Source organism: Variovorax frigidus (assembly GCF_051216515.1).
Taxonomy (GTDB): domain Bacteria; phylum Pseudomonadota; class Gammaproteobacteria; order Burkholderiales; family Burkholderiaceae_C; genus Variovorax.
The window spans coordinates 428836-442032 of the sequence record NZ_JBPJZF010000005.1 but is presented as its reverse complement, the minus strand read 5'-3'; the positions used below and the strand labels follow the sequence as shown (position 1 = coordinate 442032).

Below are 13197 nucleotides of genomic sequence, written 5' to 3'. Positions count from 1 at the left end.
TGCGGCTACTGGGTGCGCATCACCGGCGGCGGCGGCGGTTTGGGCTGGGCCTGCGCGGCCTGCTGCGGCGTCGGCACGCCGACCTCGGGCGGCGCGGCGGTCCACCACAGCGGCCCTTCGTTGCAGTAGGTCGGCACCGAGAGGCCGTCGGCCACGGGCCGGTACATCAGCGCCTGCTCGTAGGCCACGACGGTGGGGGTGGGACCCGCCGTCACGGTGCCGGTGTACCAGGCCGAGACCACGGCCAGTGCCGCGTCGCGCAGGCCCGCGTCCGAGGCCGCGGCCAGCAGCGCGTCGGGCGCCATGCCGGGCTGGAGCAGGCCGGCCAGCGTCTCGGCATGCGCGGCGAAGGCGCCATCGCCCTGCACCATCGCGTCGCGGATGCGGCCGGCCGTCACGGCGTCGATGTCCTCGTGGCCGGTGATGGCCTTGGAGAAGGCGAAGAAGCGCGCGACGGCTGCGGCATCGACCGCGGTGCCGGTGGCCGCTGCCGCCGCCGCGGGCTGCGTCACGCCGCTCGCGGGCCAGCCCAGCAGCGAGGTCGATGCGACGGCCGCCGCGGCCAGCACGGCCTCGCGGCGCGTGAATCGCGGGGGGCCCGAAGGCTTGGAATTCTCGGGGGTCATGGGTCTCTCCTCTGTGGCCGCTGTCGAGATGAAGAAATGGCGCGCGACCTCGGCCGCGCGCCGCGAAAACTCAGCCTGGCCGGGCCAGCGGCCGGCGCACGCCGAAGGACTTCGCCATCTGCGGCAGCGCGGTGACGATCACCCTGCCGTCGAGCTTCTCCATGAAGAAGGCCGCCGCCACCAGCCACGGCAGGGCCGTGGGGGAAGCGACCTTCTTCAGGTTCATGCGCGTTCCGCGGCCACCGGTGCCGGTGCCGGTGCCGGTGCCGACCGGGTGGAGACGCTGCGCCGATCGGTCTTGAGCGACCACGCGAAGATGCCCAGCCCGGCCACGCCCAGCAGCGCGCCGACCCAGCCGGTCGAGGTCCAGCCCAGGCCGGCCGTGATGGCCACGCCGCCCAGCCAGGCGCCGAGCGCATTGGCCGTGTTGAAGGCCGAATGATTGAGCGCGGCGGCCAGCGTCTGGGCTTCGCCGGCCACGTCCATCAGCCGGATCTGCAGCGGGGCGCCGATGGCCACGATGGTGCCGAGGAAGAAGGTGGCGAGGCCTGCCGTGACCACGTGGTGCGCGGCGAACACGAAGCCGATCAGCACCACCACCGACCACACGAGCAGGCCGCCGATGGTGCGCATCAGCGACTTGTCGGCCAGCCGCGAGCCGACGATGTTGCCGGTCACCATGCCCAGGCCGAACAGCGCCAGCACGAAGGGCACGGCGCCCAGCGAGAAGCCGGCCACCTCGATCAGCGTGGGCTTGATGTAGCTGAACACCGCGAACATGCCACCGAAGCCGATGGCGCCGATGCCCAGCGTGAGCCAGACCTGCGGACGGCGCAGCGCGCCGAGTTCGCGCATCGGGCTTGCACCCGTCGCGGCCGGCATGTCGGGCACGCCGCGGCGCAGCATCACCATGGCCAGCAGCGCGATCAGCCCGACGAAGACGAAGGCCGCGCGCCAGCCGAAGACCTGGCCCAGCCAGGCCGCGATGGGCACGCCCACCAGCGTGGCGCCGGTGAGCCCGAGCATCACCAGCCCGACCGCGCGGGCGCGCTGCCCCGGCGGCGCGAGTGTGGCGGCCACCAGCGCGGCCACGCCGAAGTAGGTGCCGTGAGGCAGCCCGGTGAAGAAGCGCAGCAGGTTGAGCGAGAGGTAGCCCGGCGCCATCGCCGAGGCGAAATTGCCCAGCGCATAGACGCCCATCAGCGCGATGAGCAGCGCACGGCGGTTCCAGCCGGCGGCCAGCACGGCCAGCACCGGCGCGCCGATCACCACGCCCAGCGCGTAGGCGCTGATCACGTGGCCGGCCTGCGGGATGGTCGCGCCGATGTCCTTTGCGACCTCGGGCAGCAGGCCCATGATCACGAACTCGCCGGTGCCGATGGAGAAACCGCCGATGCCCAGCGCCAGCACGGCGCGCAGCAGCGTGCGGTCGGCGTCGGCGGTGCGCGGCGCGGAAGACGCCGCGGCGTCGATGTCGGTGGGGAGAGAAGGCGTGGTCATGGCTGCGGCAGAGCGTGGGGAGCCGGCAGGCTCCGTCAGAAGCAACGCCGACAGGGCTAAGTGTTAACCCTAGGGTTGCGAACCTTATCACGCAGCACGCGTGCGTGCAGGCCGTGCGCAAACAACCGCGCGCGTTCGTCGGACGAAGCGCGGGCGCCGCTCAGATCGCGACCAGTTGGCGTACGCCGTGGGCTTCCATGTCCTTGCCCAGCCCGCGTGCGATGACCTCGCCGCGCTCCATCACCAGGTAGTCGTCGGCCAGTTCCTGCGCGAAGTCGTAGTACTGCTCGCACAGCACGATCGCCATGTCGCCGCGGTCGGCCAGCATGCGGATCACCCGGCCGATGTCCTTGATGATCGAAGGCTGGATGCCCTCGGTGGGTTCGTCCAGGATCAGCAGCTTGGGCTGGGGCGCCAAGGCGCGCGCGATGGCGAGCTGCTGCTGCTGGCCGCCGGAGAGGTCGCCACCTCTTCTGTGGATCATCTGCTTGAGCACGGGGAACAGCTCGAACAGCTCCGACGGGATCGGGGTGCTGCCGCTCTTGTAGGCCAGGCCCATGCGCAGGTTCTCTTCCACCGTGAGCCGCGCGAAGATTTCTCTTCCCTGGGGGACGAAGCCGATGCCGGCTCTGGCCCTGTCGTAAGGGGTCTTCTTCTGGATCTGCTGGCCGTCGAATTCGATGCTGCCGCTCTTGATGGGGACCAGGCCCATCAGCGACTTGAGCAGGGTGGTCTTGCCTACGCCGTTGCGGCCCAGCAGTACCGTGACCTTGCCCTGCCTGGCTTCGAAGCTGAGGTCTCGGAGGATGTGGGAGCCGCCGTAGTACTGGTGGATGTTTTTTACCGTGAGCATTCTTGTGCCTCTGCGCTTTGTTTGAGGGCGGGGCCGGGTCTCGCCCCGGCGGGCGACTCACTTTCTTTTGCTTCGCCAAAAGAAAGTAAGCAAAGAAAAGGCGACCCTGCTGTCTGCGTCCCTCCGCTTCGCTGCGGGCAACCTGCGGTGCTCACGTTTCGCGGGGTCTCGCTAGCACTCGCTTCGCTCAAACATGAGCGAGCCCTGATCCGCAAAACGCTGCGTTCCTCGGCGCAGACAGAAGGGATTTTGGGAGCGGGAACCGAACGGGCCATTGCTTCGCTCGGCCCGAGTAAAGCCAATGCCAACGACCTGCTTGCAGCTGCCCAGCACCGCGTGCGCTTCGCGCCGCGGTGCGTTGTGGGCCGAGCGAAGCAAAGGCCCGTGCGCTCTTCAAGCCCCTCTGGATGCGCTGAGGCGCGGAGCGTTTCGCGGATCAGGGCTCGCAGCTGTCTGAGCGAAGCGAGTTCTGCGAGACCCCGCGAAACGTGAGCACCGCAAGGTGCCCCGGAGCGAAGCGCAGGGGTCGCAGCCAGTGGGGTCGCCTTTCTTTTGCTTACTTTTCTTTGGCGAAGCAAAGAAAAGTGAGTCGCCCGCCGGGGCGAAATCCCGGCCTCAGGACTCAATCGAAGCGCACTAACGACCAAGATAAACCTCGATCACCCGCTCATCCCCCTGCACCTCATCCAGCGTCCCCTGCGCCAACACAGCCCCATCGCACAGCACCGTGACGATCTCCGAGATGGTCCGGATGAAGCTCATGTCATGCTCGACCACCATCAGCGAGTGCTTTCCTTTCAACGTGAGGAACAGCTCCGCCGTACGCGCAGTCTCCTCGTCGGTCATCCCCGCCACCGGCTCGTCGAGCAGCAGCAGCTTCGGGTCCTGCATCAGCAGCATGCCGATCTCCAGCCATTGCTTCTGCCCATGGCTCAGGTTGCCGGCCATGCGCGAGACGCTGTCGGCAAGATGAATGGTCTCCAGCACCTCGGCCAGCCGATCGCTCTGCGCCGAATCGAGCCGGAACAGCATCGATTGCCGCACGCCCTTGTTCGTCTTCAGCGCGAGCTCGAGGTTTTCGAACACCGTGAGCTGCTCGAACACCGTCGGCTTCTGGAACTTGCGGCCGATGCCCAGTTGCGCGATGTCGGCTTCCTTGTGGCGCAGCAGGTCGATCGTGCTGCCGAAGAACACGGTGCCCGAATCGGGCCGCGTCTTGCCGGTGATGATGTCCATCATCGTGGTCTTTCCCGCGCCGTTCGGGCCGATGATGCAGCGCAGTTCGCCCGGTGCGATGTCCAGGCTCAGCTTGTTGATCGCCTTGAAGCCGTCGAAGCTCACGCATACGTCTTCGAGATACAGGATGCGGCCGTGCGTGACGTCGACTTCGCCCGGCGTCGCATGGCGGCCGAAGTCCGCCGCGCGGCCGCCGGATTCGGTCTGGCCGAGCACCGGGCCATGGACCTTCGCGATGCGCTCGGCGCCCTGCTCCATCAGGTCGGGGGTCATGCGCGAACTCCTTCGGGCGTGGCGGTGGTGTGCGAAGGCAGGGCCGCGGGCTCGACGCCTTCGGACGCGGCCAGCGCACGCTGCGCCTCGAGACGGCCGTCGCTGGGCACCTTGTCCTTCGCGCGCCACTTGCGCACCAGGCCCACGATGCCGTTGGGCAGGAACAGCGTCACGGCGATGAACAGCGCGCCGAGGAAGTACAGCCAGTACTCGGGGTAGGCCACCGTGAGCCAGCTCTTCGCGCCGTTGACGATGAAGGCACCGAGGATCGGGCCGATCAGCGTGGCCCGACCGCCGACCGCGGCCCAGACCGCGATCTCGATCGAGTTGGCGGCACTCATCTCGCCCGGGTTGATGATGCCCACCTGCGGCACGTAGAGCGCGCCCGCCACGCCGCACATGATGGCCGAGATGACCCAGATCGTGAGCTTGTAGGGCAGCGGGTTGTAGCCCGAGAACATCACGCGCGTCTCCGCATCGCGGATGGCCTGCAGCACGCGGCCGAACTTGCTGCGGATCAGCCATTGGCTGAACAGGAAGAAGCCCAGCAGGGTCAGGCCGGTGAGCACGAACAGCGTCATGCGCATGCCCTGCGTGGCGATTGGGATGTCCAGGATGCGCTTGAAGTCGGTGAAGCCGTTGTTGCCGCCGAAGCCGGTCTCGTTGCGGAAGAACAGCAGCATCGCCGCGAAGGTCATGGCCTGCGTGATGATCGAGAAGTACACGCCCTTGATGCGCGAGCGGAAGGCGAAGAAGCCGAACACGAAGGCGATCAGGCCGGGCACCGCGACGATCAGGATCAGCGTCATCACGAAGCTGCCCGAGAAGGTCCAGTGCCAGGGCAGCGTCTTCCAGTCGAGGAAGACCATGAAGTCGGGCAGAGCGCTCTTGTAGTTGCCGTCGGTGCCGATCTGGCGCATCAGGTACATGCCCATCATGTAGCCGCCCAGCGCGAAGAACATGCCGTGGCCCAGTGACAGGATGCCGGTGTAGCCCCAGATCAGGTCCATGGCCAGCGCGCAGATGGCGTAGCACATGATCTTGCCGACCAGCGCGACCGCGTAGTCGCTCATGTAGAACGCGCTCTCGCGCGGCACCAGCAGATTGAGCATCGGCGCGATCGCGCAGACCACGATCAGTGCGACGAAGAAGGCCGTCCAGCCCTTGCCGCTCAACAGCGGGCCTTTGGCAGGAAGTGCAGACCCACCGCCCGTTCGCGCAGAGGCGCCATCCGGTCGTGCTGAGGGGCCGCCCGCCTGTGCTGAGGCACCGCCCGTTTGCGCTGAGGCACCACCCGTTCGTGCTGAGGCACCACCCGTTCGCACTGAGCCTGTCGAAGTGTCTGCCCCGGCTTCGACAAGCTCAGCCCGAACGGTAGGGGCGGGCTCAGCCCAAACGGTAAGGGCAGGCTCGGCCCGAACGGTAGGGGCGGGCTCAGCCCGAACGGCAAGGGCAGGCTCAACCCAAACGGTAGGGGCAGGCTCCACCTGAACGGTAAGGGCAGGCTCAGCCTGAACGGCAGGGGTAGGCTCAGCCCAAACGGTCGTTGCGGTGTTGGAAATTCCTGGGGTCTTCATGCTTCCGCGCTCCGGCCCTTCATCGCGAAGATGCCTTGCGGGCGCTTCTGGATGAAGATGATGATGAAAACGAGCACCGCGATCTTCGCGAGCACCGCGCCGGCCCAGCCTTCGATGAACTTGTTGAGAATGCCCAGGCCCATGGCCGCGTACACCGTGCCCGCGAGCTGGCCCACGCCGCCCATCACCACCACCATGAAGGAGTCGACGATGTAGCTCTGGCCCAGGTCGGGACCGACGTTGCCGATCTGGCTCAGCGCGCAGCCCGCGAGGCCGGCGATGCCCGAACCCAGCGCGAAGGCGTAGGTGTCGATGCGCGCGGTGTTCACGCCCATGCAGGAAGCGATCGGGCGGTTCTGCGTCACGCCGCGCACGAACAGGCCCAGCCGCGTGCGGCCGATGAGCCAGCCCATGGCCAGCAGCACCAGCACCGCGAAGATCACGATGCAGATGCGGTTCCAGGGCAGCGTCACGTTGCTCAGCATGCTGAAGCCGCCGCTCATCCAGGCCGGGTTCTCGACCCCCACGTTCTGCGCGCCGAACAGCGTGCGCACCAGCTGCTGCAGCATCAGGCTGATGCCCCAGGTGGCGAGCAGGGTCTCGAGCGGCCGGCCGTAGAGGAAGCGGATCACGCCGCGCTCGAGCACCGCGCCGACCAGCGCCGACACCCCGAAGGACACCGGGATGGCCGCCACCAGGTAGAAGCCGAAGGCCGACTCCGGCAGGTACTTCTGGAACAGGCCCTGCATCACGTAGGTGGCGTAGGCGCCGATCATCATCAGCTCGCCGTGCGCCATGTTGATCACGCCCATCAAGCCGTAGGTGATGGCCAGGCCCAGCGCGGCCAGCAGCAGCACCGAGCCCAGGCTGATGCCGCTGAACACCGCGTTGATGCGGTCGCCCCACACGAGCGCGCCGTCGATGCTCGCGATGGACGCGGCGATGGCGGTCTTGACGTCGGGCTCGGTCTCGTCGGCCAGGCGCTGGTTGAGCAGCAGCTTGGTGTCGGGGTTGCGGTTGTTGCCCAGTTCCTTGGCGGCGATGAGGCGCTTGCCCTTGTCGGCGCTGGTGAGCAGGCTGGCGGCGCGCACGAGTTCGAGCTGCGCCTTGATCTTCGGGTCGGTCTCGGCGGCGAGCGCCTTCTCGACCATCGGAAGGCGCGACTCGTCCGGCTCCTTGAACAAGGCCCGGGCGGCTTCCCCGCGCGTCGCATCGTCCTTGCTCGACAGCTTGAGCGCGGCCTGCGCGGCATCGAGTGCGCCGCGCATGAGGTTGTTGTTCACGACGTCTTCGGCGGTGTCGGGCACCTTGAGTTCGGTGCCGGTCACGGGGTCGTAGCCCTTGTCGTCCTTCAGCACGAAGACCTTGTCTTCGGTGTACTTGACCGCGTCGTCGGCCATGGCCTGGAGGAAGGCGGCCGTCTTGTCGTCGGCCGTGAGCACGGCCTTGTTGAGCGCAGCGATGCGGGCTTCGGATTCGCCGGAGGCGATGGCCCGGGCTTCGTCGGCGGTCAGCGCGTGGGCGGCCGTTGCCATGAGCAGCATGGCGGCGAGTGCGCAGTGAAGGGTTCGTCGAAGCATGATGAAGTTCGTGTTGCCCCCTCTCCCCTTGGGGAGAGGGTTGGGGTGAGGGCTTGCGGCCTTCAAACAAACGCGGCGGCCAGATCGATCGCCGCGGCCCTCACCCCCGCCCTCTCCCCGAGGGGAGAGGGAGCCAGGCAAGGGGTCGCGGGTTACATCGACTTGCCCGCAGGCTGGTCCGGCTTCTTGTCGTTGCCTTCGATGTACGGGCTCCACGGCTTGGCCTTGACCGGGCCCGGCGTCTTCCACACCACGTTGAACTGGCCGTCGGCCTTGATCTCGCCGATGAACACGCTCTTGTGCAGGTGATGGTTCTTCTCGTCCATCTTCGAGACGATGCCCGAGGGTGCGTTGAAGGTCTGGCCGGCCATGGCGGCGATCACCTTGTCGGTGTCGGTCGACTTGGCCTTCTCGACGGCCTGCTTCCACATGTGGATGCCGATCCAGGTGGCTTCCATCGGGTCGTTGGTCAGCGGCTTGTCCATGTGGCCCGGGATCTTCTTGGCCTTGGCGTAGTCGCTCCACTGCTTGATGAACGCGGTGTTGGTCGGGTTCTTGATCAACATGAAGTAGTTCCAGGCGGCCAGGTGGCCCACCAGCGGCTTGGTGTCGACGCCGCGCAGTTCTTCCTCGCCCACCGAGAAGGCGACCACAGGCACGTCCTTGGCCTTCAGGCCCGCATTGCCCAGTTCCTTGTAGAACGGCACGTTCGAGTCGCCGTTGATGGTCGACACCACCGCCGTCTTGCCGCCGGCCGAGAACTTCTTCACGTCGGCCACGATGGTCTGGTAGTCGCTGTGGCCGAAGGGGGTGTACTTCTCGTCGATGTCCTTGTCGGCCACGCCCTTGCTCTTGAGGTAGGCGCGCAGGATCTTGTTGGTGGTGCGCGGGTACACGTAGTCGGTGCCCAGCAGCACCCAGCGCTTGGCGCCGCCGCCTTCCTTGCTCATCAGGTAGTCGACCGCCGGAATGGCCTGCTGGTTGGGCGCCGCGCCCGTATAGAACACGTTCTTCGAGAGCTCTTCACCCTCGTACTGCACGGGGTAGAACAGGAGGCCGTTCATTTCCTCGACCACCGGCAGCACCGACTTGCGCGACACCGAGGTCCAGCAGCCGAAGATCACCGAGACCTTGTCCTGGCCCAGCAGCTGCTTGGTCTTTTCGGCGAACAGCGGCCAGTTGGAGGCCGGGTCGACGATCACGGGCTCGAGCTGCTTGCCCATCACGCCGCCCTTCTTGTTGATGTCCTCGATGGCCATCAGCACCGTGTCTTTCAACACGGTTTCGGAGATCGCCATCGTGCCCGACAGCGAGTGCAGCACGCCGACCTTGATGGTGTCGGCGGCGAATGCGGGCGCAGCGGAGAGGCTGGCCAGCGCGACGGCGGCGGTGAGCGCCTTGAGAGTGAAACGGCGTTGCATGGTGAGACTTCTCCTCGGAGTGGGACTTGGAACCCTTGCCGCCCTCGGGATGAGGGCCGGCACTGGGAGCAAGTCTCTTCGGCGCGGGAGAAGGACGGAATACGCCGGGTGGCGTACAGCAGGGACGGCGGCGCCCTGCCCGCCGCTTATGCGAACGGCAGTTCGCTGTTGAGCAGGTCGGTGATCAGCATGTGACCCGGCGCATGCGTGATGCAGAAGGCCGGCCTGGCGGCCATCACGATCGCTTGCGGTGTCACGCCGCAGGCCCAGAACACGGGCAGCTCGTCGGACATCACATCGACCGCATCGCCGAAGTCGGGCACCGCCAGATCCGCGATGCCGATGAGACCCGGGTCGCCGATGTGCACGGGCGCGCCGTGCACGCGCGGCGTGCGCGCCGTCACGAGCACCGCCTTGATGACGTCGGCAGCCTTCATCGGCCGCATCGAGACGACCATCGGTCCGTGGAAGGGGCCTGCGGGCACGGTGGGAATGTTCGTCTTGTACATGGCCACGTTGCGGCCCTGCTGGACATGGCGCAAGGGGATGCCCGCCTCCATCAGCCCATGCTCGAAGGAGAAGGAGCAACCGAGCACGAAGCTCACGAGGTCGTCGCGCCACAGGGCGCGGATGTCGGCGATGCCGTCCTCGGCAAGCACGCCGTCGCGATAGACGCGGTAGGCCGGCACATCGGTGCGGATGTCGACGTCGTGCCCCAGGGCCGGCAGCAGCGGCACGCCCACATCGGACACCGCCAGCAAGGGGCAGGGCTTCGGGTTGGCCTGGCAGAAGCGCAGGAAGTCGGCCGCCTGCGCCGCCGGCAGGATCACGACATTGCCCTGCAAGTTGGCGGGCGCCAGCCCGCTGGTGTGGGTCGTCCACTCGCCACGGCGGATCGCCTGGCGTGCGGCGGCAGGCGTGTCGAAGCGATGCCCGGCGGTTGGGGTCGAAGAAGTCATGGCAAGGGTTCGGCGAAGATCCGGAAGGGACTCAGCGGCGCTGCAGCAGCGAGCGCCGGAAGGATTCGATGTGCGACTGCACCGCCCGCGTCGCGGCCTCGGCACTGCCTTGCGCGAGGCCCGCGATGATGTCCTGGTGCTCGGCACTGACTTCGGCAAGGTGGCCTTCGGCCGACAGCGAGATGGCCCAGAAGCGCTGCGAGCGCGCATGCAGCACCTTGAGGATCTCGATGAGCACCTGGTTGCGCGACGCGGCCGCCACTGCCTCATGGAACAGGCGGTCGCAATTCATGATGCGCGTCATGTCGCGCTGGGCCACGGCGGCATCGAAGCGATCGGCCAGCGCGCGGATCCCGGAGAGTTCGGCCGCCGTCATGCGCACCGTGGCCAACTGCACGCACAGGGCCTCGTTGACCTGGCGCACGTCGATCAGGTCCAGCGCCTCGTCGATCGACAGCGGCGACACCATCACGCCCTTGCGCGGAATGATCTGCACCAGCCCCTCGGTGGACAGCCGGTGCAGCGCGTGGTTGATCGGCGTGCGGCCGAGCCCGAGTCCGTCCATCAGCGACGCGGTGTTGAGATAGTCGCCGGGCTTGTAGGCCAGCGTCGTCAAGCGCTCCTTCAGCAGCACATAGGCCTGCTCGTTCTGGGAGACATCCGCCACGGGCACGGAGGCCGGAGTGCGGGGCTTGCGGGGACGCGAGGTGACGGACACGGGACTTCCGGGGCAAAAAAGACGAACTGTAGCGCAGCTCAGATATTGGCATGAAACTCGCTTGATATCACGTTAATACTGATGTGAAATTTCACAGTAACATTAAAGTCACACTCCTGCCATCGAACCGTCTTCGCCGACCATGACACCCGATTCATCTCTCTTCAGCCGCTTTGCCGTCCCCTGCGCCGCACGGCGCCAGGCCCTGCTGACACAGGCGTCGCAAGAGGGTTTCCAGGCCGTGCTCGTGTTCGGGCACGGCAGCAGCCTGGGCGCGGGCTCGCGCTCCCATGGCGCCCTGCGCTACCTCACGCAATGGGACGGGCACGAAGCCATGTCCCTGCTGGTGTGCACCGCGTCGGCGTGCACGCTTCTGGTCGGAAGCCCCTTTCTGGTGCCGCTGGCACGGCAGCAGCACCCCGAATTCATGGTGATCGACGCGGCGCCCGCCAGCTGGGGCGCCTGCCTGCCGGCGCTGCTCGGCGCCGCACGGGGGGTGGCGACGGTCGGCTTCGACGAGTTGCCGCAGGCCGCCTGGGCGCCGCTGCAAGCCGAACTCGCGGCGTACACGCTTCGGCCCTTCGACGGCTGGCTGGACGCGGCCCGCAGCGTGCTGGACAGCGCACAGCAAGCAGCACACCGCGAGGCGGCTGCGCTGTGCGATCGCCTGTTCGAGGCCCTGGGCCCGGCGTTGCGGCGCGGCCTGCCGGCCTGGCGCATCCAGATCGCACTGTCGCAGCTCGCGCTCGAACTCGGCGCCGACTACTGCCGCACCTGGCTGACCGCCATGCCGCAGGCCGACTATCCGCGCTATTGGAAGGAAGAGTGCCTGCGGGTCCCGCAACCCGGCGATCAGGTGCTGTTCGGCATCATGCTCACGGTCGACGGTCACTGGGGCCACGGCATCCGGATGGGACACCGGGGCCCACCGAGCCCCGAGCTGGCGCGCCTGCATGCGCGCACGTCGGCGGCGATGGAGGCCGGACTCGGTGCCCTGCGGTGCGGCACGCCGCTCGACGCGGTGGAGGCGGCCATGCAGGCGCGCCTGCCGATCGGCGAGGACGGCAGCACGCATTTCCGCTACGGGCACGGGTTGGGCCATTCGTACGAAGAGGCGCACGCGACCCGGGCCTTTCCCCAGTGGTTCGGCGCCGCGCCACCGGCGCCGGCTTTGGCACCGCTGGCGCGCGCCGGCATGCTGCTCGAGCTGCATCCGAACCTGTTCGTGCCCGGCCTCGGCGGCGCGGCCCTCGGCGAGATGGTGCTGCTCCACGAAGACCGTGCCGAGTGCCTGCTCTCCTTCCCCCGTGAACTGGCGGACTGGTCATGACCCTGACCGCCGCACCGGCCTGTTTTTCCCTGTTTTCTTTTTTGCTTTTCCCACTCAGGAGTCTTTGAAATGAAAAAGCGATTCGCCCTCTCCCTGCTGCTGGCCGCGGCCGCCGGCTTCGGCGCCGCCCAGGCGCAGGAACTGCCCAAGACGCAATTGAAGATCGTCGGCGGCCTGAGCAACCTCAGCGCCTACAACGACTACGAAAAACCGTTCTGGCTCAAGACCATCCCCGAGCTGTCGAAGGGCCAGGTCACGGCGGACATCAAGGGCTTCAACGAGATGGGCCTGAAGGGCCCCGAACTCATGCGCCTGATGTCGCAAGGCGTGATCGAATTCGGCACCGCCACGCTGTCGTACTTCGCAAGCGACAACCCGATCAACGAAGCCATCGACCTCGCCGGCCTGGCGCCCGACGTCAAGACCGCGCGCGAGGTGACCAATGCCTTCGCGCCGGTCTACGCCAAGTTCTACGACGAAGGCTCCAACGCCAAGGTGCTGGGCTTCTCGACCTACCCCGCGCAGGTGCTGTTCTGCAATGCGCCCATCGCCAGTCTGGCCGACCTGAAGGGCAAGAAGGTCCGCACCAGCAGCCGCACGCAGGCCGAATTCGTCGAGGCGCTGGGCGGGACGGGCGTCACCATGGCCTTCGGCGAAGTGGTGCCGGCGCTGCAGAACAAGGTGGTCGATTGCGCCATCACCGGTTCGCTGTCGGGCTACTCGGCCAAGTGGTACGAGGTGTCGACGCACCTGGTCGCATTGCCGATCAACTGGAACCAGCAGATCCACGCGGTCAACAAGAAGACCTGGAACAACCTCAAGCCCGAGGTCCGCGCCTTCCTCGAGACCCACGTCAGGAAGTTGACCGACGACATCTGGAAGGCCGCCGCCGACCAGACCCAGCAGGGCTATGACTGCAACACCGGCGCCGCCGCCTGCACGCTGCCGGTCAAGGGCAAGATGACCCTGGTGACGCCGAGCGCGGCCGACAAGGTGCTGCTGAAGAAGGTGCTCGACGAAAGCGTCCTGCCGAAGTGGGCCGCCCGCTGCTCGGCCTCCTGCGTGACGAGCTTCAACGACACGATCGGCAAGGTCGTGGGCCTGACCGCACGGAAGTAAGCCGA

12 protein-coding genes are annotated in these 13197 nt (G+C 67.2%); 2 read left to right on the top strand and 10 right to left on the bottom strand.

Features of this window, described 5'->3' with window-relative positions; genetic code table 11:
- Positions 1 to 5: 5 nt before the first annotated feature.
- The 10 genes from ACSFBC_RS17450 to ACSFBC_RS17405 all read right to left on the bottom strand — a co-directional run bounded on the left by ACSFBC_RS17450 (position 6) and on the right by ACSFBC_RS17405 (position 10692).
- Positions 6 to 626, bottom strand: coding sequence for a sugar dehydrogenase complex small subunit (locus ACSFBC_RS17450; RefSeq protein WP_435511599.1), 621 nt, complete (start codon positions 624 to 626; stop codon positions 6 to 8).
- A gap of 70 nt (positions 627 to 696) precedes the next feature.
- Complete coding sequence (locus ACSFBC_RS17445; protein ID WP_435511598.1) at positions 697 to 852, bottom strand: hypothetical protein; 156 nt, start codon at positions 850 to 852, stop codon at positions 697 to 699.
- Entirely contained in the window at positions 849 to 2126 is a 1278-nt protein-coding gene (locus ACSFBC_RS17440; protein WP_435511597.1) for an MFS transporter, read from the bottom strand. The genes ACSFBC_RS17445 and ACSFBC_RS17440 overlap by 4 nt, the downstream gene beginning before the upstream one ends.
- 160 nt (positions 2127 to 2286) lie before the next feature.
- Positions 2287 to 2979, bottom strand: coding sequence for an urea ABC transporter ATP-binding subunit UrtE (gene urtE, locus ACSFBC_RS17435; RefSeq protein ID WP_435511596.1), 693 nt, complete (start codon positions 2977 to 2979; stop codon positions 2287 to 2289).
- A gap of 636 nt (positions 2980 to 3615) precedes the next feature.
- Entirely contained in the window at positions 3616 to 4488 is an 873-nt protein-coding gene (gene urtD / locus ACSFBC_RS17430; protein WP_435511595.1) for an urea ABC transporter ATP-binding protein UrtD, read from the bottom strand.
- Positions 4485 to 5666: an urea ABC transporter permease subunit UrtC gene (urtC, locus tag ACSFBC_RS17425; protein WP_435511750.1), complete on the bottom strand. Its 1182-nt coding sequence runs from the start codon at positions 5664 to 5666 to the stop codon at positions 4485 to 4487. Before urtC ends, urtD begins: the two co-directional genes overlap by 4 nt.
- Positions 5667 to 6061: 395 nt before the next feature.
- Entirely contained in the window at positions 6062 to 7609 is a 1548-nt protein-coding gene (gene urtB, locus ACSFBC_RS17420; RefSeq protein ID WP_435511594.1) for an urea ABC transporter permease subunit UrtB, read from the bottom strand.
- Between the two features lie 188 nt (positions 7610 to 7797).
- Positions 7798 to 9066: an urea ABC transporter substrate-binding protein gene (gene urtA / locus ACSFBC_RS17415; RefSeq protein ID WP_435511593.1), complete on the bottom strand. Its 1269-nt coding sequence runs from the start codon at positions 9064 to 9066 to the stop codon at positions 7798 to 7800.
- Positions 9067 to 9212: 146 nt separating this feature from the next.
- Complete coding sequence (locus tag ACSFBC_RS17410; protein ID WP_435511592.1) at positions 9213 to 10025, bottom strand: putative hydro-lyase; 813 nt, start codon at positions 10023 to 10025, stop codon at positions 9213 to 9215.
- 31 nt (positions 10026 to 10056) lie between these two features.
- Positions 10057 to 10692, bottom strand: a complete 636-nt coding sequence (locus ACSFBC_RS17405; RefSeq protein WP_435511591.1) for a GntR family transcriptional regulator — start codon at positions 10690 to 10692, stop codon at positions 10057 to 10059.
- Between the two features lie 193 nt (positions 10693 to 10885).
- On the opposite strand from ACSFBC_RS17405, the gene ACSFBC_RS17400 reads away from it, so the two are divergent.
- The gene (locus tag ACSFBC_RS17400; protein WP_435511590.1) at positions 10886 to 12073 is read left to right on the top strand and encodes a M24 family metallopeptidase; all 1188 of its coding nucleotides are present in this window, start codon (positions 10886 to 10888) and stop codon (positions 12071 to 12073) included.
- Positions 12074 to 12142: 69 nt separating this feature from the next.
- The gene (locus ACSFBC_RS17395; RefSeq protein ID WP_435511589.1) at positions 12143 to 13192 is read left to right on the top strand and encodes a TRAP transporter substrate-binding protein; all 1050 of its coding nucleotides are present in this window, start codon (positions 12143 to 12145) and stop codon (positions 13190 to 13192) included.
- Positions 13193 to 13197: the final 5 nt, after the last annotated feature.

What these genes read in the sequence shown, in the direction of transcription:
- ACSFBC_RS17395 (WP_435511589.1), top strand. Translation starts at nt 12,143, where the DNA reads ATGAAAAAGCGATTCGCCCTCTCCCTGCTGCTGGCCGCGGCCGCCGGC.
- ACSFBC_RS17410 (WP_435511592.1), bottom strand. Translation starts at nt 10,025, where the DNA reads ATGACTTCTTCGACCCCAACCGCCGGGCATCGCTTCGACACGCCTGCC.
- ACSFBC_RS17440 (WP_435511597.1), bottom strand. Translation starts at nt 2,126, where the DNA reads ATGACCACGCCTTCTCTCCCCACCGACATCGACGCCGCGGCGTCTTCC.
- urtA (WP_435511593.1), bottom strand. Translation starts at nt 9,066, where the DNA reads ATGCAACGCCGTTTCACTCTCAAGGCGCTCACCGCCGCCGTCGCGCTG.
- ACSFBC_RS17400 (WP_435511590.1), top strand. Translation starts at nt 10,886, where the DNA reads ATGACACCCGATTCATCTCTCTTCAGCCGCTTTGCCGTCCCCTGCGCC.
- urtD (WP_435511595.1), bottom strand. Translation starts at nt 4,488, where the DNA reads ATGACCCCCGACCTGATGGAGCAGGGCGCCGAGCGCATCGCGAAGGTC.
- ACSFBC_RS17450 (WP_435511599.1), bottom strand. Translation starts at nt 626, where the DNA reads ATGACCCCCGAGAATTCCAAGCCTTCGGGCCCCCCGCGATTCACGCGC.
- urtE (WP_435511596.1), bottom strand. Translation starts at nt 2,979, where the DNA reads ATGCTCACGGTAAAAAACATCCACCAGTACTACGGCGGCTCCCACATC.
- urtB (WP_435511594.1), bottom strand. Translation starts at nt 7,609, where the DNA reads ATGCTGCTCATGGCAACGGCCGCCCACGCGCTGACCGCCGACGAAGCC.
- ACSFBC_RS17445 (WP_435511598.1), bottom strand. Translation starts at nt 852, where the DNA reads ATGAACCTGAAGAAGGTCGCTTCCCCCACGGCCCTGCCGTGGCTGGTG.